Source organism: Gordonia sp. CPCC 205333, assembly GCF_048537885.1.
In the GTDB taxonomy this organism is placed as follows: domain Bacteria; phylum Actinomycetota; class Actinomycetes; order Mycobacteriales; family Mycobacteriaceae; genus Gordonia.
Genome location: NZ_JBCLVI010000004.1, coordinates 411895 through 434646, shown reverse-complemented (window position 1 = coordinate 434646; position 22752 = coordinate 411895). Strand labels below are relative to the sequence as shown.

General features: G+C 62.7%; 18 protein-coding genes. 8 read left to right on the top strand and 10 right to left on the bottom strand.

Annotated features, from left to right (window positions below):
* Window positions 1-266: 266 nt before the first annotated feature.
* From AAFP29_RS16550 to AAFP29_RS16535, 4 genes are all read right to left on the bottom strand, one after another.
* Window positions 267-1475, bottom strand: coding sequence for an aminodeoxychorismate synthase component I (locus AAFP29_RS16550; protein WP_419218487.1), 1209 nt, complete (start codon window positions 1473-1475; stop codon window positions 267-269).
* 30 nt (window positions 1476-1505) lie between these two features.
* Window positions 1506-3071: a methionine--tRNA ligase gene (gene metG / locus AAFP29_RS16545; RefSeq protein WP_419218486.1), complete on the bottom strand. Its 1566-nt coding sequence runs from the start codon at window positions 3069-3071 to the stop codon at window positions 1506-1508.
* Window positions 3072-3154: 83 nt separating this feature from the next.
* Window positions 3155-5512, bottom strand: a complete 2358-nt coding sequence (locus tag AAFP29_RS16540) for a glycoside hydrolase family 65 protein (protein ID WP_419218485.1) — start codon at window positions 5510-5512, stop codon at window positions 3155-3157.
* Window positions 5509-6246 (bottom strand): HAD family hydrolase, encoded by a 738-nt coding sequence (locus AAFP29_RS16535; protein ID WP_419218484.1) that lies wholly within the window; start codon window positions 6244-6246, stop codon window positions 5509-5511. The genes AAFP29_RS16540 and AAFP29_RS16535 overlap by 4 nt, the downstream gene beginning before the upstream one ends.
* 112 nt (window positions 6247-6358) lie before the next feature.
* On the opposite strand from AAFP29_RS16535, the gene AAFP29_RS16530 reads away from it, so the two are divergent.
* From AAFP29_RS16530 to AAFP29_RS16500, 7 genes are all read left to right on the top strand, one after another.
* Window positions 6359-7195, top strand: coding sequence for a PhzF family phenazine biosynthesis protein (locus AAFP29_RS16530; protein ID WP_419218483.1), 837 nt, complete (start codon window positions 6359-6361; stop codon window positions 7193-7195).
* A 34-nt stretch (window positions 7196-7229) separates the two neighbouring features.
* Window positions 7230-8081, top strand: a complete 852-nt coding sequence (locus AAFP29_RS16525) for a TatD family hydrolase (RefSeq protein WP_419218482.1) — start codon at window positions 7230-7232, stop codon at window positions 8079-8081.
* A gap of 98 nt (window positions 8082-8179) precedes the next feature.
* Entirely contained in the window at window positions 8180-9292 is a 1113-nt protein-coding gene (locus tag AAFP29_RS16520; protein ID WP_419218481.1) for a transglycosylase family protein, read from the top strand.
* On the top strand, window positions 9256-10155 hold the full coding sequence (rsmA, locus tag AAFP29_RS16515; protein ID WP_419218760.1) for a 16S rRNA (adenine(1518)-N(6)/adenine(1519)-N(6))-dimethyltransferase RsmA: 900 nt from the start codon (window positions 9256-9258) through the stop codon (window positions 10153-10155). Before AAFP29_RS16520 ends, rsmA begins: the two co-directional genes overlap by 37 nt.
* Window positions 10156-10202: 47 nt before the next feature.
* Window positions 10203-11132 carry a 4-(cytidine 5'-diphospho)-2-C-methyl-D-erythritol kinase gene (locus AAFP29_RS16510; protein WP_419218480.1) on the top strand — a complete coding sequence of 310 codons (930 nt, stop codon included), beginning with the start codon at window positions 10203-10205 and terminating at the stop codon, window positions 11130-11132.
* A gap of 249 nt (window positions 11133-11381) precedes the next feature.
* Window positions 11382-12608: a serine hydrolase domain-containing protein gene (locus tag AAFP29_RS16505; RefSeq protein ID WP_419218479.1), complete on the top strand. Its 1227-nt coding sequence runs from the start codon at window positions 11382-11384 to the stop codon at window positions 12606-12608.
* A gap of 403 nt (window positions 12609-13011) precedes the next feature.
* A complete protein-coding gene (locus tag AAFP29_RS16500) occupies window positions 13012-13617 on the top strand; it encodes a TetR/AcrR family transcriptional regulator (RefSeq protein WP_419218478.1) in 606 nt (201 codons plus the stop codon).
* A 7-nt stretch (window positions 13618-13624) separates the two neighbouring features.
* On the opposite strand, the gene AAFP29_RS16495 is transcribed toward AAFP29_RS16500, so the two are convergent.
* Window positions 13625-14365 (bottom strand): glycoside hydrolase family 25 protein, encoded by a 741-nt coding sequence (locus AAFP29_RS16495; protein WP_419218477.1) that lies wholly within the window; start codon window positions 14363-14365, stop codon window positions 13625-13627.
* A 63-nt stretch (window positions 14366-14428) separates the two neighbouring features.
* On the bottom strand, window positions 14429-15187 hold the full coding sequence (locus AAFP29_RS16490) for an alpha/beta fold hydrolase (protein WP_419218476.1): 759 nt from the start codon (window positions 15185-15187) through the stop codon (window positions 14429-14431).
* A 71-nt stretch (window positions 15188-15258) separates the two neighbouring features.
* On the opposite strand from AAFP29_RS16490, the gene AAFP29_RS16485 reads away from it, so the two are divergent.
* Window positions 15259-17070, top strand: coding sequence for an ABC-F family ATP-binding cassette domain-containing protein (locus AAFP29_RS16485; protein ID WP_419218475.1), 1812 nt, complete (start codon window positions 15259-15261; stop codon window positions 17068-17070).
* Window positions 17071-17278: 208 nt separating this feature from the next.
* Here the strand turns inward: AAFP29_RS16485 and AAFP29_RS16480 are convergent, their stop codons facing one another.
* From AAFP29_RS16480 to AAFP29_RS16465, 4 genes are all read right to left on the bottom strand, one after another.
* Window positions 17279-18835, bottom strand: coding sequence for an ABC-F family ATP-binding cassette domain-containing protein (locus AAFP29_RS16480; protein ID WP_419218474.1), 1557 nt, complete (start codon window positions 18833-18835; stop codon window positions 17279-17281).
* A gap of 505 nt (window positions 18836-19340) precedes the next feature.
* Window positions 19341-20618 (bottom strand): hypothetical protein, encoded by a 1278-nt coding sequence (locus tag AAFP29_RS16475; RefSeq protein ID WP_419218473.1) that lies wholly within the window; start codon window positions 20616-20618, stop codon window positions 19341-19343.
* Complete coding sequence (locus tag AAFP29_RS16470; protein WP_419218472.1) at window positions 20615-20779, bottom strand: hypothetical protein; 165 nt, start codon at window positions 20777-20779, stop codon at window positions 20615-20617. Before AAFP29_RS16470 ends, AAFP29_RS16475 begins: the two co-directional genes overlap by 4 nt.
* Window positions 20776-22704 (bottom strand): hypothetical protein, encoded by a 1929-nt coding sequence (locus AAFP29_RS16465; protein WP_419218471.1) that lies wholly within the window; start codon window positions 22702-22704, stop codon window positions 20776-20778. The genes AAFP29_RS16470 and AAFP29_RS16465 overlap by 4 nt, the downstream gene beginning before the upstream one ends.
* Between the last annotated feature and the right edge of the window lie 48 nt (window positions 22705-22752).

Genomic DNA, 22752 nt, shown 5'->3' with positions numbered 1-22752 from the left:
TCGGCACTCGACCATCGGGGGTGTTGCGTGGTCTCGATACACCGGCAGGCTCGCAAGCTCGTCTGTCGGCACTCGACCATCGGGGGTGTTGCGTGGTCTCGATACACCGGCAGGCTCGCAAGCTCGTCTGTCGGCACTCGACCATCGGGGGTGTTTGTGTGGTCTCGATACACCGGCAGACTCGCAAGCTCGTCTGTCGGTACTCGACCATCGGGGGTTGTTTGCAGATGGTCTGGTGCTTCCCGCTGGTCGAGTGCCGAGGAGCGCTAGCGACGAGGTGTATCGAGACCCGGTGACGCAACGCTTCGACTGAACTCCATGATCGACGACGCCTTGTCCAGGCATTCCTGCCACTCTCGATCCGGATCAGAGTCGATGGTGATCCCGCCGCCTACCCCAAGGGTCGCCGAACCGTCGGGGGTGATCTGGACCGTCCGGATCGCCACGTTCAAATCGAGCTCGAGATCTGGACCCGCGAAACCTATTGCGCCGCAATACACTCCACGTGCCTTTGATTCCCAGTCGCTGAGTAGCTCGCATGCTCGGATCTTTGGGGTACCGGTCACCGATGCCGGTGGGAAAGCGGCTTCGAGCAGCTTGTCGTTCCCTACGGTGTCATCGAGGGTCGCCGACACCGTCGACACCAGATGCCACACGCCAGGGGCCGGAACGACAGAAAGCAGGTCCTCGACAGCAACCGAGCCGATCTTCGCCACCTGCCCCAGATCGTTGCGGACCAGGTCGACGATCATGATGTTCTCCGCGACGTCCTTCACCGACGCCCGAAGAGACGCAGGATCGTCGGATGCGGCGATGGTGCCTTTGATCGGGCTCGATGACACTCGAGCGCCGTGTCGGGAAAGGAACAGTTCGGGCGAGAAACTTGCCACGGCCCCCCAATCACCTTGCAGGAAAGCCGCTTTGGCTGGCGTAGTGGCTGAAGCCAGGTCGACGAAGAATCCGAGCGGTGAGCCGTCGATCCGACCGGTGAACTGAGTGCAGACGCACGCCTGATAGATCTCGCCGGCGCGGATGGCCTCAAGGCACTGGGCGATAGCCGACACGTGTGGCGCCCGTGGCGGAGGTGTCCACGATGCCGACCAAGGAGTTGCGGATGTGGTGAAAGATTCGGCGACGCTTAGACATTCGGCGATCCAGTCCGGAAGCGGATGATCGTCGATATGGCGATAGTGCCACTGATCGTCGCGCAACACCAGCATGTCGTCGGATAGTCCACCAACGACGTCGGGCAGTGGTGACCGCTGTGCATGAATGCCGAAACCGTGGTAGCCGAACCAAAACTGTTGCGGTCGATCGGGTATGGGTGTGTCTGCGGCCAACGCTAGCGACGGCGCGATCACGGCGTCGCCGCCGGCCCAGTCGCCGATCAGCGCGGCGGGGCCGGGCATGCCATGCGCGCGGGTGTGGGCGTCGAGCGCTGTGAGGAGTCGCAGTGCCAAGTGGGTGTCGGTCATGTTGGCGTTGCCGGGGGCGACCAGGGGTGCCTACGCTTCGTAACGCGGGAACACCGGCGACGGCTTGGGCAGCGTAGTGCCCGGAGTCAAACGTGTTGCGGTAGCGGTGAAGTCACGCGCCTTCGCATCGACGGCGAGTAGGTCGAGCAACGTCGCGCACGATGTCGGCATCACCGGCTGCGCCAGCAGTGCGACGATTCGAACTACCTCGGCGCACACGTAGAGCACAGTGCCAGTACGCGCGAGATCGGTCTTCGCGAGTTTCCACGGCTCCTGAGCGGAGATGTAGCGGTTGGTCTCGGCGAGCGTCGACCACAACACCTCAAGCCCCAAATGGATTGCCTGCTGGTCGAAGTGGGCACGCATCTGCTCAAGCAGGCCATCGGCGCGGGTGAGCAGGGCGGTGTCATCGGCGGTAAACGTGCCGGGCTCCGGCACGACTCCGTCGAAGTATTTGACGATCATCGAGAGTGTGCGTTGCGCGAGATTGCCGAATTCATTCGCCAAGTCGGCATTGATCCGCGCGACGATGGCATCGGTGGAATACGATCCGTCCTGCCCGTAGGAAACCTCACGGAGGAAGAAGTAGCGCACCGGATCGAGACCGTACTCGTCGATAAGCGCTTCGGGGTCGACGACATTGCCGACCGACTTGCTCATCTTCTCGCCCTTGTTGAACAAGAAGCCATGTGCGAAAACACGTTTCGGCAATTCGATGCCGGCGCTCAGAAGGAATGCCGGCCAATAGACACAATGGAATCGGATGATGTCCTTGCCGATGATGTGCAGATCTGCCGGCCAGTAGCGATTCAACGTCTGCTCGTCGTCGGGGAATCCGACGCCGGTCAGATAGTTGGTCAGCGCGTCAACCCACACGTACATGACATGGTCAGGATGCCCAGGCACCGGAACGCCCCAGTCGAAGGTGGTTCGAGAGATAGACAGGTCAGTCAGGCCGCCTTTGACGAAACTAATGACCTCGTTACGCCGGACGTCGGGGCCGACGAACTCAGGATGGGACTCGTACAGTTCGAGGAGACGATCCTGGTAGGCGGACAGCCGGAAGAAGTACGTCTCTTCTTCAGTCCAGGTGAGTACGTGGCCGGTATCGGCGGCGACGCGGCTGCCTGAGTCGTCGGTTGTGGTGTCGTCCTCGGAGTAGAAAGTCTCGTCGCGAACGTCGTACCAGCCCGAGTACTTGTCGAGGTAGATATCGCCCGCGTCGGCCATCCGCTGCCAGATGGCCTCCGACGCGCGCTTGTGATCGGCGTCGGAGGTTCGGATGAACCGATCGAAGCTGGAGCCGAGCCGCTCCTGCAGCACCTGGAAGCGATCGGAGTTGCGGTTGGCGAGATCGGCAGTCGGGATACCTTCGGTCTGCGCGGTCTGCTGCATCTTCTGACCGTGGACGTCGGTGCCGGTCAAGAACCGGACGTCGTAACCGTCGAGTCGTTTGAACCTGGCGAGTGTGTCCGCCGAGATGTACTCGTAGGCGTGCCCGATATGCGGTGCACCATTGGGATACGCGATCGCGGTGGTCAGGTAAAACGGGCTGGACTGACCGTGTGAGGCGGCGCTGGCGGTGGCGTTCGACATGATCGTCTCATCGTAGCGGGGTGCCGGCGGGGAGCCGGGAACGGGAGGTGAGCCGCGAAACCCTTCTCCCGGCCCCGCCTGGGCTATTCGGCCACGGTCTCCCGTCGGTACGGTTCGCACCCGACCGGCGCCTTGGGCGGGTCGGAAGTCACGATCGAGGGAATATTGAGATTGACTGGTCCCTCCCCGTCCAGGATGAACTGTTCGCCGTGATGCGCGAGTTGGATCGGCGGGCCGTCCATCAACCGGTAGGTTGCCTTGTCCCGGTCGATGGCAACCACGATCTTCGAATCACGGACGACCATGCGGAACGAGAGATACGACAACCGGCTGGGCAGCCGCGGCGCAAAGGTGATCTGACCGCCGAAATCACGCATACCACCGAAGCCGGCGACACAGTCCATCCACGCGCCGGCGAGCGCCGCGATATGCAGTCCGCTACTGACGTTCTTGTGCAGGTCGTGTAGGTCGGTGAACACCGACTCGCACATCAGGTCGTAGGACAGGTCCAGGTAGCCGACCTCGGCCGCGACGATCGCCTCGCAGCATGCCGACAGTGACGAGTCACGCACGGTCAACGGATAGTAGTAGTCGAAATTGCGCAGCTTCTGTTCAGGTGTGAAGGCATCGCCGCGGGTGTACATCGCGAAGACCAGATCGGCCTGTTTGACGACTTGCTTGCGATAGAGGTCGTAATACGGATAGTTGAGCAGCAGTGGGTATTTGCCAACCGAAGCTTCGAAATCCCATGCGCCCAGATGTGTGAACGACTCACACTGCTGATGTACGCCGAGCTTGTCGTCGTAGGGGATCACCATCGCATCTGCACAGGAAACCCAATGCGCCACTTCGGCATCGGTCACGTCCAACTCGGCAGCAACCTCGGGTCGGCGACGGACAGCGGCGACCGCATCCCGCAGATTCTGTTGTGCGGCAAGGTTGGTGAAGATGTTGTTGTTGACGATGGCGGTGTACTCGTCGGGGCCGGTGACCCCGTCGATGCGGAAGCCGCCGTCGGCATCGTGGTGACCGAGACCCGCGAACATTCGCGCTGTCTCAACCAATAGTTCGACGCCACACTCGGTTTCGAACTGCTCGTCGCCGGTTGCGCGCAGGTAGCGCGCGGTGGCATTGGCGATGTCGGCGCTGACGTGGACGCCAGCGGTGCCCGCCGGCCAGTATCCCGAACACTCGTCACCGTTGATGGAGCGCCACGGGAACATGGCGCCGGGTTGCGAGAGTTCCTGTGCGCGGTGGCGCGCCTTATCCAAAGTCGAGTGCCGCCAACGCAATTCCTCACCGGCCGATGCCGGCAGCGTGTAGGTGAGCATCGGCAGGACGAAGGACTCGGTATCCCAGAACGCGTGACCGTCGTAGCCGGGGCCGGTGAGCCCCTTGGCCGGAATGGCGCGGGACTGGCCGCGGGCACCGGCCTGCAACACGTGGAAGAGGGCGAAGCGAATCGCTTGTTGCAGTTCGGGATCGCCGTCGAGTTCGATATCGGCGTTATGCCAGAAGTCTTCCAGATAGGCGGCCTGGTCGGCCTTCAGATCCTCCCAGCCGGTCTCCACGGCCATCGCGAGTGCGGCGTCGACCTGTGCGCGCAGAGCGGGCACGCTGCGTCGAGCCGACCAGCCGTATCCCATGTACTTGGTCAAGACCAGTTTGGTGCCCTGCGGCACGTTGGCGGCGACGGTCAGGCGTGCCAAATCCCCCTCGGCGCGTACGAAAGTGTCTGCGCGGTCGGGGAATTCGATCTCATGGTCCATACCCGCGGCCATGTGCAGGCCGGACTTGCGGGTGTGATGTACCAGCACACCCCAGTAGTTGCGGCAGTCGGCGAGGTCGGAGACCAGTGGCTGATCCAAGGCGGCGGCGAGTCGAGGGTCGCTGCCCGGAGGTGCCACCGGCTCGTTGGCCAGCAGGTCCGACTGCACCACGATCTTCATGTCCTCGCCGATGGGCTCGACCTCGTAGCGGATGGCGGCGATGGTGCGTTTGGTGAAAGACACCAAACGCTCCGACTTGATCCGTACCGTGCGTCCGGTCGGCGAGGTCCACAGCGTCTCGCGACGCAGGGTGCCGGTCCGGAAGTCAAGTGTGCGTTCGTGTTCCACCGTGGTGCCGTAGCGCAGATCCATCGGCTCGTCTTCGACGAGCAGCCGGATGATCTTGCCGTCGGTCACGTTGACCACCGTCTGGCCGGACTCGGGGTAGCCGTAACCGCTCTCGGCGTAGGGCAGCCCACGTTGTTCGTAGAAGCCGTTCAGGTAGGTGCCCGGCATGTCAACCGGCTCGCCTTCTTCGAAGGACCCGCGTAACCCGATGTGCCCGTTGGACAGTGCGAACAGGGACTCGGTCACCGACAACATGTCGACATTGAGTCCGCGCCAACTCAACTGCCAGGGGTGGATGTCGAAACCGTGATCGGGTGTGGTCACCGCGACCCTCCTTCAAGTAGCTGATCGAGATCGGTGACGACGATATCGGCACCGGCTGAAGTCATCGAGGCGGCTTGGGTGCCGCCAACCCGATCGATGCCGACGACGTAGCCGAATTTTCCGGCGACACCGGATTCGATGCCCGACAGCGCATCTTCGAAAACTGCGGCCTCGGAGGCTGTTACACCCATCAACTCGGCGCCGAGTAGATAGGAATCGGGCGCGGGTTTGCCGGGCAGGCCGCGTCGAGCGACTTCCAAGCCATCGACCCGCACTTGCACGAATTTCGAGAGATCGGCGGCGTCGAGCACCGCTTCGCCATTCTTCGAAGACGTCACGACGGCTATGCCTAATCCCGCGTCGGCGGCGGCCTGAAGATAGCGCACCGATCCCGGATACGGGGTCACGCCGTCACGTTCGAGCAAATCCAAGAATTGTTTGTTCTTTCCCGCGCCGATGGCATCGGCCGTTGCGTCGTCGACGGTGATGTTGCGCGACGCCAGGAAATTGCGCACTCCGTCGAGGCGCGGGCGCCCGTCAACGTAGTCGAGGTAGTCCTGCTCGGTGAACGGACGGTAGACCTCGCCGTCACTCGCCGCACCACCGCCCGCGCGGGTGGACAGGAACGCGTCGAACGCTTCTCCCCAGGCAGTGCGGTGTAGCACGGCGGTCGTAGTCAATACGCCGTCGAGATCGAAAAGTGCGACTCTGATTGCATCTGGCAAACCCAACACTGCGCAAACGCTACCTGTCTTCGACGGATCTGGCGCGCTATGGCCGGCGGGGTGTCTCAGTGCGTGGAAAACCACATGCGGGGGTTGCCCGACCCGTGCCAGCATGGCGGGCATGCAACGGAAATTCGCTCAGGTCGACGTGTTCACTTCTGTTCCGGTACGAGGCAATCCGGTTGCCGTGGTACTTGATGCCGATGGCCTATCCGACACCGACATGGCCGCTTTCGCGCGGTGGACGAACCTGTCCGAGACCACCTTCGTCCTGCCGCCGACCGTCGAGGGCGCTGACTATCGCCTGCGTATCTTTACCCCGGCAGGCGAGTTGCCGTTCGCGGGCCATCCCACGCTGGGTTCGGCGCATGCCTGGCGCACAAACGGTGGCACCCCACGAGGACCTGAGATCGTGCAGGAATGCGGTGCAGGCCTCATCAATATCCGAGTCGACGGAAACCGACTCGCATTCGCCGCGCCGCCGCTGATCCGCAGCGGCCCGATTGACCAGTCGGTGCGGACCGAGATCGCTCTCGCCCTCGGTATCGGTGTCACCGACATCGTCGATGCCGCATGGGTCGCCAACGGTCCCAACTGGATGGGACTGCTACTCGATTCGGCGCAGCGTGTGTTGGACTTAGTCCCGGATATGGCCGCATTGGGCGACTACGAAGTTGGTGTCGTGGGGGCGTACACCGACGTCGAAGCAGGCGAGCCGAACTACGAGGTGCGCGCCTTTGTTCCGGGACAAGGCGTACCGGAAGATCCGATCACCGGGAGCCTCAACGCGGGTCTGGCCATGTGGCTGCGCGCCACACACGATGCCCCCGCTTCGTATGTCGCCGCACAGGGGACCGTCCTGGATCGGATCGGACGCGTATACGTCGATGACGACGGTGATCGAATCTGGATCGGCGGACAGTCGACAACTGTGGTCGACGGGTCCGTCGAGTTATAGGCGGACCGGAGTCGGGGAGTCGGCACCTGGCAGAGTGGGCGCGGTGAGCAAGAGTCGTCGTCGTGAGCCGCCGCCAGATCCGACGCCCCTGCCGGGGCTCATCGACTCCCATACGCACCTCGCGGCATGCGGCGGGCGTGACCCCGAGTCCGTGCGCGAGATCCTCGACCATGCCGAGCGGGTCGGTGTGCGCGCCGTCGTCACCGTCGCCGATGACATGGTCGATGCGCGCTGGGCCGTGGCAGCGGCGGACTGGGACGAGCGTGCTTATGCCGCCGTCGCATTGCATCCGACCCATGCCAATGATCTCGACGATGACACCGCGGCCGAATTGGAGGAGATGGCCGCGCATCCCCGCGTCGTCGCGATCGGCGAAACCGGCCTCGACTACTACTGGCCGGGCAAATCCGACGATTGCGCCGACCCGGCCGTGCAGAAGGATGTTTTCGCCTGGCATATCAACCTCGCGAAGAGGATCGGTAAGCCGCTGATGATCCACAATCGAGAGGCCGACGCCGATCTGCTCGATGTTCTGGCGGCCGAAGGGGACCCGGAGACCGTAATCATGCATTGCTTCTCCGGTGACCGAAACGTTGCACGTGAATGCGTGGAGCGTGACTACTACCTCAGCTTCGCGGGAACTGTGACCTTTACCAATGCTTCAGAGTTGGCGCAGGCGTCGAAACTGGTCCCAGAAAATAGATTGCTGGTTGAGACGGACGCGCCGTTCTTGACGCCGCATCCCTACCGTGGCCAGCCAAATCAGTCCTACTGCCTGCCATTTTCAGTGCGCGGGCTCGCCGCGATCCGTGGCGTCGACGCAACTGATTTGGCTATCCAACTCGGGGCAAACGCTTGCGCTGCCTTCGGGCTTGCTTTGCCTTAATTGCGCACGTTCGTTACCATACTGTGATCCGTCGGATCCCCGAAGTCGTCTTCAGCGGGGTCGGACGAAGACTGTCGTCGAACCAGGGTTGTCACAACGTGTCTGTCGTTTCCAAGATCAATAGCTCTCAGTCGAACCGTGCGCGGCTCGCAGTCGGCGCCGTCGCGTTGACCGTCGCCGCTGGCGGAGCGATGGGGGTGGCGATGCATAAGAACGTCACTCTCAATGTCGACGGCAATATCGAACATGTCTCGACGATGTCGATGTCGGTGGATTCGGTCCTACGGTCCAAGGGGTATACCCCCGCCGACGGTGACCTTCTGCTGCCGGCTGGCAACTCGTCGTTGCACGACGGCCAAGTGGTGACGATGAAGCGGATGAAGTCGGTGACCATCGACGTCGACGGAAAACCCAAGACTGTCCGCACCAATGCTTCGACCGTGCCTGAACTGCTCGCGCAGACCAATCTGGGCGACTCGGCGACCGACGCGCATTTCCCGACGCTGCCGACCAACGGCGCCATCGTTGACGTGACGCTCCCCAAGAAGGTCAAACTGACTGACGGAACCGTCACCTGGACCCCGGACGTCGCCGCGAAGACCGTTGCCGATGTGCTGGCCGCGACAGGCAAACCGCTGGCGCCCACCGACAAGGTCTGGCCAGCGGCATCGACGCCGGTGAAGGCCAATATGGCTATTCGGGTCACCCGTATCCGGGTCTCGGAGACCTCTCGAGTCGAGGCTGTCGCGCCGCCGCAGATCCAGAAGAAAGATCCCAACCTCATCAAGGACCGCAAGGTCGTCGTCAGTCCTGGCAAGCCCGGTCAGGCGCGGGTAACTTACGAAGTCACCACGATCAACGGAAAAGAAGTCAAGCGGAAGAAGCTGGAATCGCAGACGACCACCGAGCCGGTCGCCGCGACTGTTCGCGTCGGAACAAAGCCCGGCGCCCCGTTCGTCCCGGCGGGTTCGGTCTGGGATGCGCTTGCGCAGTGTGAGTCGACCGGCAACTGGGCGATCAACAACGGCAATGGTTTCTACGGTGGCATTCAGTTCGACGCCGGGACGTGGTTGCGTTGGGGTGGCGGCAAGTATGCTCCGCGGGCCGACCTCGCGACCCGTGAAGAGCAGATCGATATCGCCAAGAAGACTCTTGCCGCACAGGGGTGGGGCGCCTGGCCCGCATGCTCGTCGAGTCTTGGTCTGCGCTGAGTACCGACCCCAAGCCCCGACTTCTCGGTCCGGCTCAGATCCGATCTCTCGCAGCGGAATTGAACGTTCGCCCGACCAAGACCCTCGGTCAGAATTTTGTACACGACGCGAATACAGTGCGCCGTATCGTCGCCGCCTCGAAAGTTGGTCCCGACGACACCGTGCTCGAGGTTGGTCCGGGACTGGGGTCGCTGACCCTGGCTTTGCTCGCGGTAGCCGGATCCGTTGTCGCGGTGGAGATCGACCCGGTGCTGGCCGATCGATTGCCTCACACCATCGGCGAATTCGCGCCAAGTCAGCTGGCCGATTTCACCGTTGTGCTCGGCGATGCCATGAAAGTGAAGGCCGCGGACGTGCCGGGTACTCCGACTGCGCTGGTCGCTAACCTGCCCTACAACGTCGCAGTGCCGGTATTGCTTCACCTGATGGCTGAAATTCCCACGCTGACAACGGCTTTGGTGATGGTTCAGGCTGAAGTTGCCGATCGGCTTGCGGCCGATCCGGGGAGTCGGGTGTATGGGGTGCCCAGCGTGAAGGCCCGGTATTACGGAAAAGTCTCCCGGGCTGGTGCGGTGGGACGTAACGTCTTCTGGCCTGAGCCGAAGGTCGAGTCCGGCCTGGTCCGGATCGAGCGCACCGACACCTTCCCCGACGATGCCGAGTTCCGGCGCGCAGTATTCGCCGTAGTCGATGCCGCGTTCGCGCAGCGCCGAAAGACATTGCGGGCGGCCCTGTCTGGCTGGGCGGGTAGCGCGCCCGAGGCCGAACGACGTCTGCGTGCGGCAGGCATCGAGCCGAGCACGCGCGGCGAACGTTTGTCGGTCGACGATTTCGTCCGGCTGGCGCAGGTGGACCCGGCGTAACGTCGTCGACACCGGCTTAGCCCGCACCTGCGTTACGCTGTATTCCCGTGTCCCCATCACTCTCGGCGGTTCCGACCCCGATCACCGTGCACGCGCCATCGAAGGTGAACCTTTACCTTGGCGTCGGGGCGTTGCGGGACGATGGCTATCACGACCTGACCACGGTGTTCCAAGCGCTGTCGCTCGGCGACGACATCAGTGTGACCACCGCCGATGAGCTGACCGTCTCGACCGCCGGGGAGGGTGCGGGCAATGTGCCGGACGATGCGACCAACCTGGCGGCGCGCGCAGCGATCGAGCTGGCCGCCTGGGCCGGCCGCGACCCGTCGGCCGCCATCGTTATCGGCAAACAGATTCCGGTCGCCGGCGGGATGGCCGGTGGCAGCGCCGATGCGGCCGGGGCGCTCGTGGCGCTGGCGACGCTCTGGAAACTCGATGTCGACCGGGAGACTCTGAACAAGATCGCGGCGAAACTCGGCTCCGACGTACCGTTCGGGCTGCATGGCGCGACGGCGCTCGGCACCGGTCGCGGCGAACGGCTGATACCGATCCTTTCGCGGGGACAATTTCACTGGGTACTGGCGCTCGCACGGGAAGGATTGTCGACGCCGGCCGTCTACGCCGAACTCGACCGACTGCGCGCGGCCCGCAGTGACGACGCTGACCATGATGTACCGCCACCGGACGGGTTGTTGCAGGCGCTGGCCGCCGGTGAGCCTGCGCGCGTTGCGGCTTTGCTGCACAACGATTTACAGCCGGCCGCGCTGTCCCTTCAGCCGACCCTGCGTCGAACCTTGCGCGCCGGCGTCGACGCTGGCGCGCTGAACGGTATCGTTTCGGGTTCCGGGCCGACCTGCGCCTTCCTCTGCGCCGACGAAGCGGCTGCGGTTAACGTGGCCGCGGAATTGTCGGGCGCGGGGGTGGCGAAAGCAGTGCGTATCGCGACCGGTCCGGTGCCCGGTGCGCGGGTGGTTTAGTCGCGCATTCCTGATGGAAAGTCGGGGCCGGTACCCCGACATGCCGAATCGCAGACTCGGTAGGGCAGCCGTTTCGGTGAGATAAGAAGGCTGTTGGTCGACGCTCGGCCGACTTGGGTGATCGCACATTTTCCGAATGTCACGAATCCGTATAGACAACCGCATCTCTGATGAGTGTTGACTCGGTCACACCAGAGCGGTAGCGTGCCCCACAATGCTTTACTCGGAGTAAAGCTGAAAGGGTTGGCAATGCACACCGTAGTTTCTGGATACTCGGATCGCGGCTACGAGCGGTTGACGAAGGTCTTCGGGCGAGTCTGGTCGGGTGGTTTGGGCGGCGGCGCGTTGGCTGTCTTCGACAATGGGGTCCCGGTGGTCGATATCTGGTGCGGCAACCGGGATGCGCGTGGCGAGCAGCCCTGGACGGAGTCGACCGCCGCAGTGATCTATTCGGCCTCGAAAGGATTGTCATCGATCGTTATTCATCGTCTCGCTGATCGCGGGCTTATCGACTATGACAATCCGGTTGCCGAGTATTGGCCGGACTTCGCCGCCGAAGGGAAGTCGGACATTACGGTGCGGCAAGTGCTGTCACACACCGCAGGCTTGTCGGCACTGAGCGGAATGTCGCGATCTGTCCATGACGCACTCGACCATGAGTTGATGCAACGACGGCTGGCAAGTTCGCGTCGCGATGAATTGGCGGGGAAACCCGCGTACCACGCGTTGACGATCGGCTGGTTACTCGCGGGAATCGCGAAACACGTCACCGGCAAAGATATGCGAACCCTCTACCAAGACGAGTTATGCGCCCCTCTTGGCCTCACTCAACTGTCGCTCGGTACTCCGAGGCCGCCGGTTCAGGTTGCGGACTATGTCGATCCCCGACGAGTGTTCACCGCTGTAGCTCGCGACAACCTGCTTGCGCGCGGAACGCGCTTCCCGGCAGCTCTCGGCGGGGCCTCGTGCCGTGCGCTCTACATGGGACCGGGTACCGCGCGCATGGTTGCGACGTCACCTGAGAAGTATCTGACGGGAACGCAGATGCCAGCGGCAAACGCGATCTCCACGGCGCGTGACTTGGGCCGGGTGTACGCCGCTCTCGCGACGGACGGCCGCGTCGGCGCAGACCGCCTTCTTTCCGCCGAGCGGGTACGGATGTTCGACGGCGAGCGCCGCTGGCAGCGTGATCGAGTGATCGGACTACCGATGTCATGGAATCTGGGGTTCCATCGTAGTCCGGTCCCCGGGCTCGCCCCCGGATTCGGCCATGTCGGCCTGAGCGGGTGTTTCGGCTGGGCCGATGTGAACAGTGGGCTGTCCGTCGGGTTCGTGCACAATCGTCTACCTTCGACGCTCGTGGGCGACCTTGGAGCATTCTTGTGGCTGGTCCCCCTTGCCCTACGAGGCCAGCGAGCTGCTAGGCGGTTGGGTGGGCCAGGAGCGACTGCTACCGATATGCCGGTCGCCAGCTGATATACAGCATAATCAGCCTCGCAACCTCCATTTATTGCCTCGTAACCCGAATTCCCAACCGAACGCTGCCCGAATGCGCAGCCACGATTTCATGGAATCTTAATCGCGAACACGCGGTGTCATAGAAGCCGTCATCTTCCCGGCGCCACGCCTGGTCCGCTATGCGTTTCGATGACTGTGGACTCTATTGTAAGCGATTGGCGACAGTACTGAGGCCGGCGTGAATGGACCTAGCCGCCAGTCTGCGAATCGGGAGGGAAGTTCGGGTCCGGAAGTGGTGCTCGGATTCAAATCATTCCTCTCATGACACGTGGCGACTCCGGCTTGACGCTTACGTGTCCGGTACAGTCAAGGGCGATTTGCGATCTGCCGAGCCGCCCATGGAGAGGAAGTCGGGAAACCCGTGCCTCCAACTCAACGCCGCCCGAGCGACGACGATCTGCTCGATGCCGCACTCGAGGAATTCGCTAAAAATGGCTACGCCAATACCAGCATGGGCCAAATTGCTGAGGTCGCGCAGTCCACGAAACCGACACTTTATGCGCATTTCGGATCCAAGCAGGATCTGTTTAACAGGGTAATTCAGCGGGAACTAATGAATGTGGTGAGGGAGTTGTTCCCCTACTACGACAGTGTGCTCAATAGCCCGCTCGAAGACAGTGTCGACATTTTGATTAATGTCGGCATGAATTATATCGCTCAACGTCCCCAGATAGGGGACATACTTCGAATATCCCTCGAACTCTCTCCGGATCCTATTGTTTCTCAGCTTATTACTGTGGGCGGCATGTTCGTTGATAAGATTTCCGAATTGATAGAAGCACAGGAGTCGGAGTTCGATGGCTCGTCGATAACCTCCGACGACTTACCCGCCATAGCCGCAATGGTAACCGGATCTGGCGCGGCGCTCGGATACCATATTTTGACCGCGTCGGACGTAGACCGGGAAAATGTCAGCCGCATTTATTCGCAATTTCTGCGCGGAGCTCTTCGAAACTTGGCAAAATAATATCGCCTCAGCTGCCAAAGGCGTTGAGCGCGTTGCCATAACGTCGGAGTCCGGCGATCGAGCCGTTATATCGGTTGAGATCCACCCGTGTCGGCACGCCGGCCAGCCGTCCACTATCGGTGAACTGCCAGAAAGTCCAGGTTCGCCAGCCGCCCTTGGGCATCACCGGCGCGGCTTTGCCGTTGTAGGACGCGATCCATAACGGATGGTCGCCGAATTCGCGGGTGCCACCCATCGCGTTGTTCCAGAACTGTGGGTAGGTGTAGATGATCGTCTTGCGGTGCGTGATCGCCTCGAGCGTCCCGCAGAATTCACGTACCCAGGCCGCAAGCGCTCGTGGGCCCAGTCCGCCGGTCGCTTCCAGATCGAGTACGGGTGGAAGGTCGAGGATGCCGTTTTGGCCAAGCACCGTCGTCGCGTAGAACAGCGCCTGCGCGGCGGCGGATCGGGAGGGATCGGCGTAGTGATAGGTGCCCCGGATCAGACCGGCCGCACGTATCGACACACTGTCGGGCACGAAGTAGGGATTGACGTACCAGGTGGACTCAGTTGCCTTAACCATCGCGAGCTGCTGACCTGCTGCGCGCACCGCGAACCAGTTGATGAACGACGAACCCGGATGTTGATGGCTCGACACGTCAGGGCCGACTTGTGGCGCCGCCGTCGCCGGAGCGGCGGTCAGAGTTCCGGCGGCGATCGCTGCCGCCAAGGTGACGAGCGCCCGATTTCGGATGGATTCGCGATTCACCGTCTCGACGGTACGCACTGGTTACAGAAGTGACAAAAGTGAAGGAGTTTTGTTATCCAGTGCTTATCGGTCGGTGGCCGGGTCGAAATCATGGTCGAGGCTGGCAGCCTCTGCGGCGATGAACTTGCCGACCAGCGCCGGTTGGATCAGAGGAAAGAGATGACTGCCTGATTCGACGACGGTCAGACGGGCGTCCTGAGCGGCGTCGAGGAATCGATGTTCATTCAAGCGGAACGGATCTTGTGCGCCGTTGAGAAATTCAGTCGGCCCGGCATAGGACGCGATCGCGCTGAGAGCGTCGAACGTTGCGAGGCCATTCACTACGTCGCGAATCGAATGCAGGGAGAGCCCGCCAGCTTCCATATCCTCGGACACACCGCGTCCGACGGCGATCCGGGTGAGGAATTTGCTGATAGCGGCCGCCTCCTTCGGCAGATATCTCGTCGCCGCACCGAAGACCCGGAATGGTGCGGCCAACAGTGCAGTCGGTTGAGTCGTCGCACACATCACCGTCAGACCCGCGATTGCCGTCGAGTCGCGGGCCCCCGCCGCCATTGCGACATACCCGCCCAGTGACATACCCGCCACCATCGCACGACCGCCGACGTCATCGATCGCGTCGAATACCGCGTCGACCGCGGATTCCATCGTGAAGACTTCGCCGCTCCGTGTGCCATGACCGGGAAGGTCGGGGCATCGGGTCTCGCGATCGGTGATCGCCGCGTCGATCCGGTGCAGGGCTGCCCCGCTGACTCGCAAGCCATGTACCAGGACGACTGGCAGTCGTTCGGTCGCCCGCGAGGGCGCGTGGTCAGAGGTCATGAGCGGCGTTGGTATCGTCTAGCGGTGCGTTGTGTTGAGCGAGTCAAAGTATCTGAACTCATCGGAGTGAAATGACCACTCCCAACGCGGTGCTGATCAACGCGGAGAAAATCAGCAAGAGTTTCGGCATCAAACCCCTGCTCGACGAAGTCAGTGTCGGTGTCCATTCCGGCCAACGTATCGGCGTCGTCGGTCTAAACGGTGGCGGCAAGACGACATTGTTGGAAATTCTGTCCGGCATCGTCGAACCTGATGCCGGGCGAGTCTCGCGGGCCGGGGGAGTGCGTGTCGTCACCGTCACCCAGCGCGGCGAACTTCCACCCGGTGCGACCGTCGCCGATGTCGTCATCGGACAGTTGGGTTTGGCGGAACACGAATGGGCCGGCGACGCCAGAATCCGCGGCGTCCTGGCGGGGATCGGCGTCGATGCGCTGATGAACTCGCGCGTCGACGAATTATCAGGCGGGCAGCGACGACGCGCGGCGCTAGCTGCGGCCCTGGTTTCCGACGCCGACCTGCTGGTCTTGGACGAGCCGACCAACCACCTCGACGTCGAAGGCGTGCAGTGGCTCGCCTCGCATCTCGTCTCGCGGTCCAGCGCGCTGGTCGTCGTGACGCACGACCGCTGGTTCCTCGACACTGTCGCCCAGCGCACCTGGGAAGTCCACTCCGGCCGCGTCGACGAATATGAAGGCGGCTACAACGACTGGGTGTTCGCGCGAGCGGAACGCGTGCGATTGGCCGACGCCGCCGAAGAGCGTCGCCGTAACCTCGCTCGCAAGGAGTTGGCGTGGCTGCGACGCGGACCGCCGGCGCGAACGTCCAAGCCCCGCTATCGAATTGAAGCAGCGGAGAAGCTCATCGCGGACGTGCCGCCGCCGCGTGACAGCGTCAGCCTTTCGGCGTTCGCGAAGCGACGCCTCGGTCGGGTTGCGATCGAACTGGAGAACGCTCATATCGAAACACCGGTCGGCGCCGACGGTACGACGACGGTGTTGCTTGACGATCTCACCTGGCGGTTGGCGCCCGGCGAACGTATTGGCTTGGTCGGAGTCAACGGCTCGGGCAAGACGACGCTGCTGCGCGCGCTCGCCGGTGAGGTGCCGGTGGCACCCGGGCGGCGGATTGAGGGCAAGACGGTGTCGCTCGGTTGGCTGCGCCAGGAACTCGACGACCTCGATCCCGATCAGCGTGTACTCGACGCCGTCGAGGCAGTCGCGGGCCATATTACGTTGGGGGACAAGGAACTTTCTGCCAGCCAGCTCGCTGAGCGGTTGGGTTTCGCGCCCGCGCGACAGCGCACGCCGGTCGGCGATCTGTCCGGTGGGGAGCGTCGTCGGCTCCAGCTGACGTGCGTCCTGATGGCTGAGCCGAATGTGCTGCTGCTCGACGAGCCGACCAACGATCTCGACATCGATACTTTGCAACAGTTGGAGGACCTGCTCGACGGGTGGGCCGGAACCCTGGTGGTGATCAGTCACGACCGGTACTTGATCGAGCGAATCTGCGATTCCACCTGGGCGCTGTTCGGCGACGGCGCGCTGACCAACCTGCCCGGCGGCATCGAGCAATACCTGACTCGGCGGGCCGAGTTGGCCGGCAGTCAGGGTTCGGTGAAAGTAGTTACGGCACAGTCGAATTCGGTGGGTTCTGAGCTGACCACCGACGCCGCAGCACATCATCAGGCACGTAAGGCAATGAACCGGCTGGAGCGGCAAATCCAAAAGCTCGACGCACGCGAGGCGAAGCTGCACACCGAATTGGCAGCTGCTGCAACCGATCAGGAGAAGTTGGTCGCGTTGGACACCGAGTTGCGCAAGGTGGTCGCGGACAAGGAAGACGCTGAGATGCAGTGGCTGGAGGCCGCTGAGCAGATCGAGTAGTTCTGGCCGTAGTGTGGCGAGTTCGCGCCGGTCGAGTGGCAGGCGACTTTCCGTTGGGCGAGTGCCGGCGAGCTTGCGAGTCGGTGTATCGAGACCTGGTGAGTTGCTTCGCAAGTCTCTCACGGGGTCTCGATACACTTCGTCGCTAGTGCTCCTCGGCGCTCGACCAGCGGCGATTGGTGAGCTGTGGTGACTTTCCGCTGGTCGATCAGAGCGTCACCGTTCGTGAAATGCCTACGCGGTCAACGAAATTCTCGTCATGAGATACCAGCACCAACGCTCCGTTCCACCCGTTCAACGCAGCGGCCAATTGTTCGACGGTTTCGATATCGAGGTTGTTCGTCGGTTCATCGATGATGAGCAGTTCCGCTGGCGTGGTGCCCGCCAGCCCGATCGCCAGCGCAACTCGCAGGCGTTCTCCACCCGACAGTGTCGAGAGCCGTTGCTTTGACCGATCGCCTCGAAACAGCATGCGCGCCAACGCGGAATGGATGTGCATCAGCGTCAGTTCGGGATGCGCGTCGGCCATCGCCTCGGCGATCGATCGGTTCTCGTCGTCGAAGGTGATCAACTGCGGCACAAAACAATACGGGACCTGGATCGCCTCATCGTCGATGATTCGACGCAGCAGGGTTGTCTTGCCGGAGCCATTCGCTCCGGCCACCCGGATGCGCTCGGGTCCGTCAACCGGCAATTCGTCGTCGACGACAATCTCGCGGCGCGTCGCGATCGATAGTTCAGGTAGCGCGATCTTCGCGGTCAGGTCGTTGCGGACATCGGCCGCAACGTCGTTCAAATGCTCCTTCGCGGCATCTACGTCGGCCGCCACCTCGGTACGCAGTTTGCCCGCCGAAACCTGTGCGGCGGAACGACGTCCGTGGGCGATGATCTTGGGTACGCGCTTCTCGGCTTCCGCCTTGCGGGCCGTCCGCGCCCGGTGTGCCAGCTTGGTCTGCGCCTCGATCATCTCGCGCCGCTGTTTGCGAAGGTCATTCGAGGCTGTGACGACGGCGGCAGCCACGGAATCTTGCTCGGACTCCATCGTCTGTCGGTAGAGCGAATACGCACCACCGAATGCGCGGAGGTCACCGCGATACAACTCCATTGTGGTATTGACTCGTTCGAGCAATTCCAAGTCGTGACTGATGAGTAAGACTGAGCCGGCGAACCGATCGATGGCGTCGAACAGCAACCGGCGCGCTCGCGGATCGAGGTTATTGGTCGGTTCGTCGAGAATCAAAACGGTCGGCCGGTCGAGCAATCTTGCCGCGATGGCCAGTAGCGTCGCCTCACCTCCGGAAACCTCGCCGACGGTGCGGTCGAGTTCCAGTGTGCCCAAACCGATTCCAGATAGTTCCGCGACTGCCCGTGCCTCGATATCCCAGTCATCGCCGATCACAGTGTAGTCGTCGGGATCGACAGAGCCGGCTTCGATGTGGCGCAGCGCGGCGACACGATCGGTGATGCCGAGTACGTCGGCAACCGTGTCGGTCTGGTTGGCCTGCGGATGCTGATCTACCAGACCGATCGAGCCCGTAGCCGTGATGCTTCCTGACGTCGGCCGCAAGTCACCGGCAATCAGGCGCAACAGTGTTGTCTTCCCCGCGCCGTTGGCGCCGACGATCGACGTGACTCCGGCCGGAATGGTCGCCGATAGATGTTTAAAGACCGCGGTACCGTCGGGCCAGGCGAAGGTGATGTCGGACAGGGTGATTGGCGAGCCCGACGCGGAGGGGGAAATGGCAGCGGGAAACGAGGTAGACATGAGCGACTCCAATGAGATTGATCCGATGATGCCGACGGGCTCGACGCATAAGATGCGTGGCGCGCGGCGTGGTGGACGAATCTCAGTCGTTCATATCTGGCGATCAACTCCTCGGTGGGCTACAAGAACGGCGCCAACGTTAGCTGTTCTCAGTAGATCTGGCAAGGGGGTTTCGACTTCGGGGTGCGGTGGTCTCGATACACCGACTCGCAGGCTCGTCGGCACTCGACCAGCGGTGAGCGGTGGTCTCGATACATCGACTCGCGGGCTCGTCGGCACTCGACCAGCGGTGAGTGGTGCGGTGGTCTCGATACATCGACTCGCGGGCTCGTCGGCACTCGACCAGCGGTGAGCGGTGGTCTCGATACACCGACTCGCGGGCTCGTCGGCACTCGACCAGCGGTGAGTGGTGCGGTGGTCTCGATACACCGACTCGCAGGCTCGTCGGCACTCGACCAGCGGTGGGGATGGCACTCGACCAGCGGTGAGCGGTGCGTTGCCGGGTTTATGCACCGAATAGCAGGTACAGCCCGGTGAAGGTGTAGCCGACCATCAGCAACATTAGCGCCAGTTGACCGGTCAGTTGATGTCGGCGGGGCAGGGCCCGCAGTGCCGCATCGTGTGCCGCGATGACCGCGAGAATATGACCGATCACCACCGCGCTCACCGCGATCGAGGCAGGGATCGCCGGGTGTTCGGTAAAGGTCCGCCATACCCCCGGCTCGCCACCGCCGGTCAGCGAAACCCACCACGCGCCTACCGCTTCCTGGCCCTCTTCGACGAAGTATGTTGCGTAGTGGGCGATCAGGTAGCCAACGACAATCGGAATCAAGTTGTGGGCGAGGTTACCGGGCAATGCGCGCCGCTGCGCCGACGTTACTCCGCCGGTAGCCATCGACGCCGCGACGAAGGTCGCCGCGACCCCGGCGATGAATGCCGCCATCACCCCGGTCCGCTCGATCATGGTGTGCGGCATGGTGATCCTGGTAAAGCTGTCGAAGGCGGTCGAGCCGAGCAGGACTGCGATAACCGCGACCGATCCCGGGCCGCTGCCATATGTCGAGAGCCCGGAAAGGGGACCGCGCAGCATCAATGAGCGGTCATCAGGATTGCGTGCGAGCACCGACATGGTTGCGATTGTCTCGCTGAATACTTCGAACGGATCGGCGCTGGAAAACCACCGGCGTCCGAAGAGTATCGAACCGAGGCCGAGTACCACGACGTAAACGATCAGCCACACCAATACCGCGTCGGCCGAGCCGCGATTGCTCGAACACAATTCGATCCATACGAAGGCGAACAACCCAAGTGCGGCCGGCCATCGGCCGAACCGGTCGGGATATGTCAGCAATCCGCGGTCTAAGTCGAAACCGGTTGTTCGACACGCGAACCCATGAATGGCGCGCAATGGTGAGATCAATCGCCACACCGGGCCGAACAGCAGGGATAGCGGGACGAGCCCAACCCACAGCAGCGCGTAGAACGTACCGGTCAACGGATTGTGCTCGTCGTCGGCAACGACACCGAGGATCAGCGTCGCAGCGGAGATGACGATGCCAAGTACGCCGAGCATTGCGCGCGTGACCGAACTGTCGGCGACCGCCGTCACCCTACCGCTCACTGATGCGAAATGGCCCGACGCCGTCAGGCGCGGCTTACGCCAGGCCAACGCGAGTACCGCGAATGAACCGGCGAGCGCCCACGATCCGCCGATCAGGGCAAAGGTGATGGGGACTGGAAGCGCGGACGCTTCACCGGTCCCATGCGCTACGACGTCGATCATGGAAGATCCGTTTCGTCGGTTCCGTTGTCGTCCTCGGCATCATCTGGCGCACGACGATCACGAATCACCATCCCGACGACCACCCCGGCGATCAGCAGAGCGGGTGCGAAGGCGGGCAATGCCAACCACACCGAGTGGTCGGCCAGGTAGACAACCCTCACGCGGCGTTCTCGGGGATGGGCGTTGGTACCGGCTCGGTCGTTGTTTGGCTGCCGTAGTAAGACTCGTTGATTCGGGCAGCGCCCCAGGACAACACCCACACCAGGACTATCGTCATCAGCGCGACGATCCAGGTTGCCGTAGAGAAGAGCCACGCCGGGTGATCGAATTTACGTTCGCGCTGCAAGACGTCGATCTCGCGGCTGAGCGGTCGGGTAAACGACGGCGTCGCGGTTACTTCGGTCGCGCCGATCGCGGGATCTCCGGCGAGGTAGATCGGCGCGGCGGTCAGGATATTGCCGTCCTGAACACGGAATACTGTCTTCCAGGTGCCTGATACCGGTACAGCCTTGGTGGATCTGTAGTGACCCGGCCCGACCTTGTCGAGGCGGTCGATGACGAGGCCGTGCAGGCTGTCGCCGCCGCCCTGCCACGCCAGGATGGTTACCCAGTCCGGGTCGTCGGACACGGTGGAATCGGGAACGATACGTACATCCGCGGTGACCATCCGGAACCCGTCGACCACCGGCGCCTCGGTCAACGCCACCGTGACAGCCGCGTCCTCGGGCTCTTTGATATTGAGGCCGTAGAGCACCGCTCCGGCGATGGTTGCGATCATCAGCACAACGATGCCGCGTCGAATAGGCTTGCTGGGCAACGGCTTTGGTTGAAGAACACGGGCCAGCAGGCCGGCGGTCAGCCCGACGGTAATGCCGACCGGGATGCCGACCGTCAGGATCGACGGCCACAGACTCGTTGGCCACGGAGTCTGGAAGAGTCCGTTGACCCACAGCGATTCGCCCCATACGCCGAGCGTCGCGCCGACCAGACCGCTGACGCCGCCGAAGGCGATGGCATTGTTGCGTAGCGGCGTCAAGGCCAGCAGTTCCACGACGACGGCGATGCCGAGATACAGCGGGAAAATATTGCTCGGTTCACCGAGGATCGGGCCGACGAGGACCGCCACGATGCCGCGGACAATTGCCGCGAAGGCGACCGCGACGAAGGTCATGCCAACGCCGGCCCACAGCCGGCAGACGACGAGACCGAAGACGCCCGCGGCAATCATCAGCACGGGCTGGAACAGCAGACGGAACTGCTGAACGCCGAAGTCGAATTCGACTTGGAATACCGACAGACCGATCAGGAGACCGCCGCAGGCAAGTGCTTGCGCCAACTTGGTCGAGGCAGTTCCGGTGACCCACGCCGGGATGGTGAACGACCCGAGCTTGGCCGGGCCCTGTGGAATGTCCTTGTCCGCGTTGAACGTAGCCGCGAGGTAACCCTCGTGGATTAGCAGGATGATGCCGATCAGCGAGAACCCGGCACCACCGATGAGCATGAGGTGGGTCGGCCCCCACAGCGTCACGTCTTGACCGAAGATGCGATGCCAGATGTCGTCGAGCGGGAAGCCGATCAACGCGTAGAGGCCACACGCGGCAACCAGGATGCCGGCGACCGGGGAGTACCACGTGCGGGTGATCTTCACCGCGGCTTTGCCCGGTTTGGCGACCGACCCGTCTGCGTTACGCGGCAGAATCATCGCCAGCGAACCTGCGATGAACAAGAAGAATAGGCCGACCAGAATGAAGTAGTGCGCGGGATTGGCGAGAGGCCCTTCGTCGCGCCCGCGGCCGATATGCAGACTGACATCCCAGATGAATCCGAGGAACGCGGTGAGGATCGTCGTGGTGAACAGCACGACCGGGAGTACCGACCAACTCGGGCGCTCGCCAACCGACCCCACCCAGCGCCCAAGATCGTTGAGCCAGTCCGATTTTCGCATCCGATGCTGATAGGCGATCCATAGGAGCCCGAGCGAGACTACGCCTGCGACGGCAGTCATGCCGAACACTTGATCAAGCGCGGCACCGCCACCGCTGTCGGCCGCAAGAACCGTGACAACGTCCGTCGTAACGTTTACCATTTGTGGAGTATGTCATGACCGAGTGCCCCTCCGGGCGTGATCTGGCCT

What these genes read in the sequence shown, in the direction of transcription:
- AAFP29_RS16550 (WP_419218487.1), bottom strand. Translation starts at nt 1,475, where the DNA reads ATGACCGACACCCACTTGGCACTGCGACTCCTCACAGCGCTCGACGCC.
- metG (WP_419218486.1), bottom strand. Translation starts at nt 3,071, where the DNA reads ATGTCGAACGCCACCGCCAGCGCCGCCTCACACGGTCAGTCCAGCCCG.
- AAFP29_RS16530 (WP_419218483.1), top strand. Translation starts at nt 6,359, where the DNA reads ATGCAACGGAAATTCGCTCAGGTCGACGTGTTCACTTCTGTTCCGGTA.
- AAFP29_RS16505 (WP_419218479.1), top strand. Translation starts at nt 11,382, where the DNA reads ATGCACACCGTAGTTTCTGGATACTCGGATCGCGGCTACGAGCGGTTG.
- AAFP29_RS16490 (WP_419218476.1), bottom strand. Translation starts at nt 15,187, where the DNA reads ATGACCTCTGACCACGCGCCCTCGCGGGCGACCGAACGACTGCCAGTC.
- AAFP29_RS16485 (WP_419218475.1), top strand. Translation starts at nt 15,259, where the DNA reads ATGACCACTCCCAACGCGGTGCTGATCAACGCGGAGAAAATCAGCAAG.
- AAFP29_RS16480 (WP_419218474.1), bottom strand. Translation starts at nt 18,835, where the DNA reads ATGTCTACCTCGTTTCCCGCTGCCATTTCCCCCTCCGCGTCGGGCTCG.
- AAFP29_RS16475 (WP_419218473.1), bottom strand. Translation starts at nt 20,618, where the DNA reads ATGATCGACGTCGTAGCGCATGGGACCGGTGAAGCGTCCGCGCTTCCA.
- AAFP29_RS16465 (WP_419218471.1), bottom strand. Translation starts at nt 22,704, where the DNA reads ATGGTAAACGTTACGACGGACGTTGTCACGGTTCTTGCGGCCGACAGC.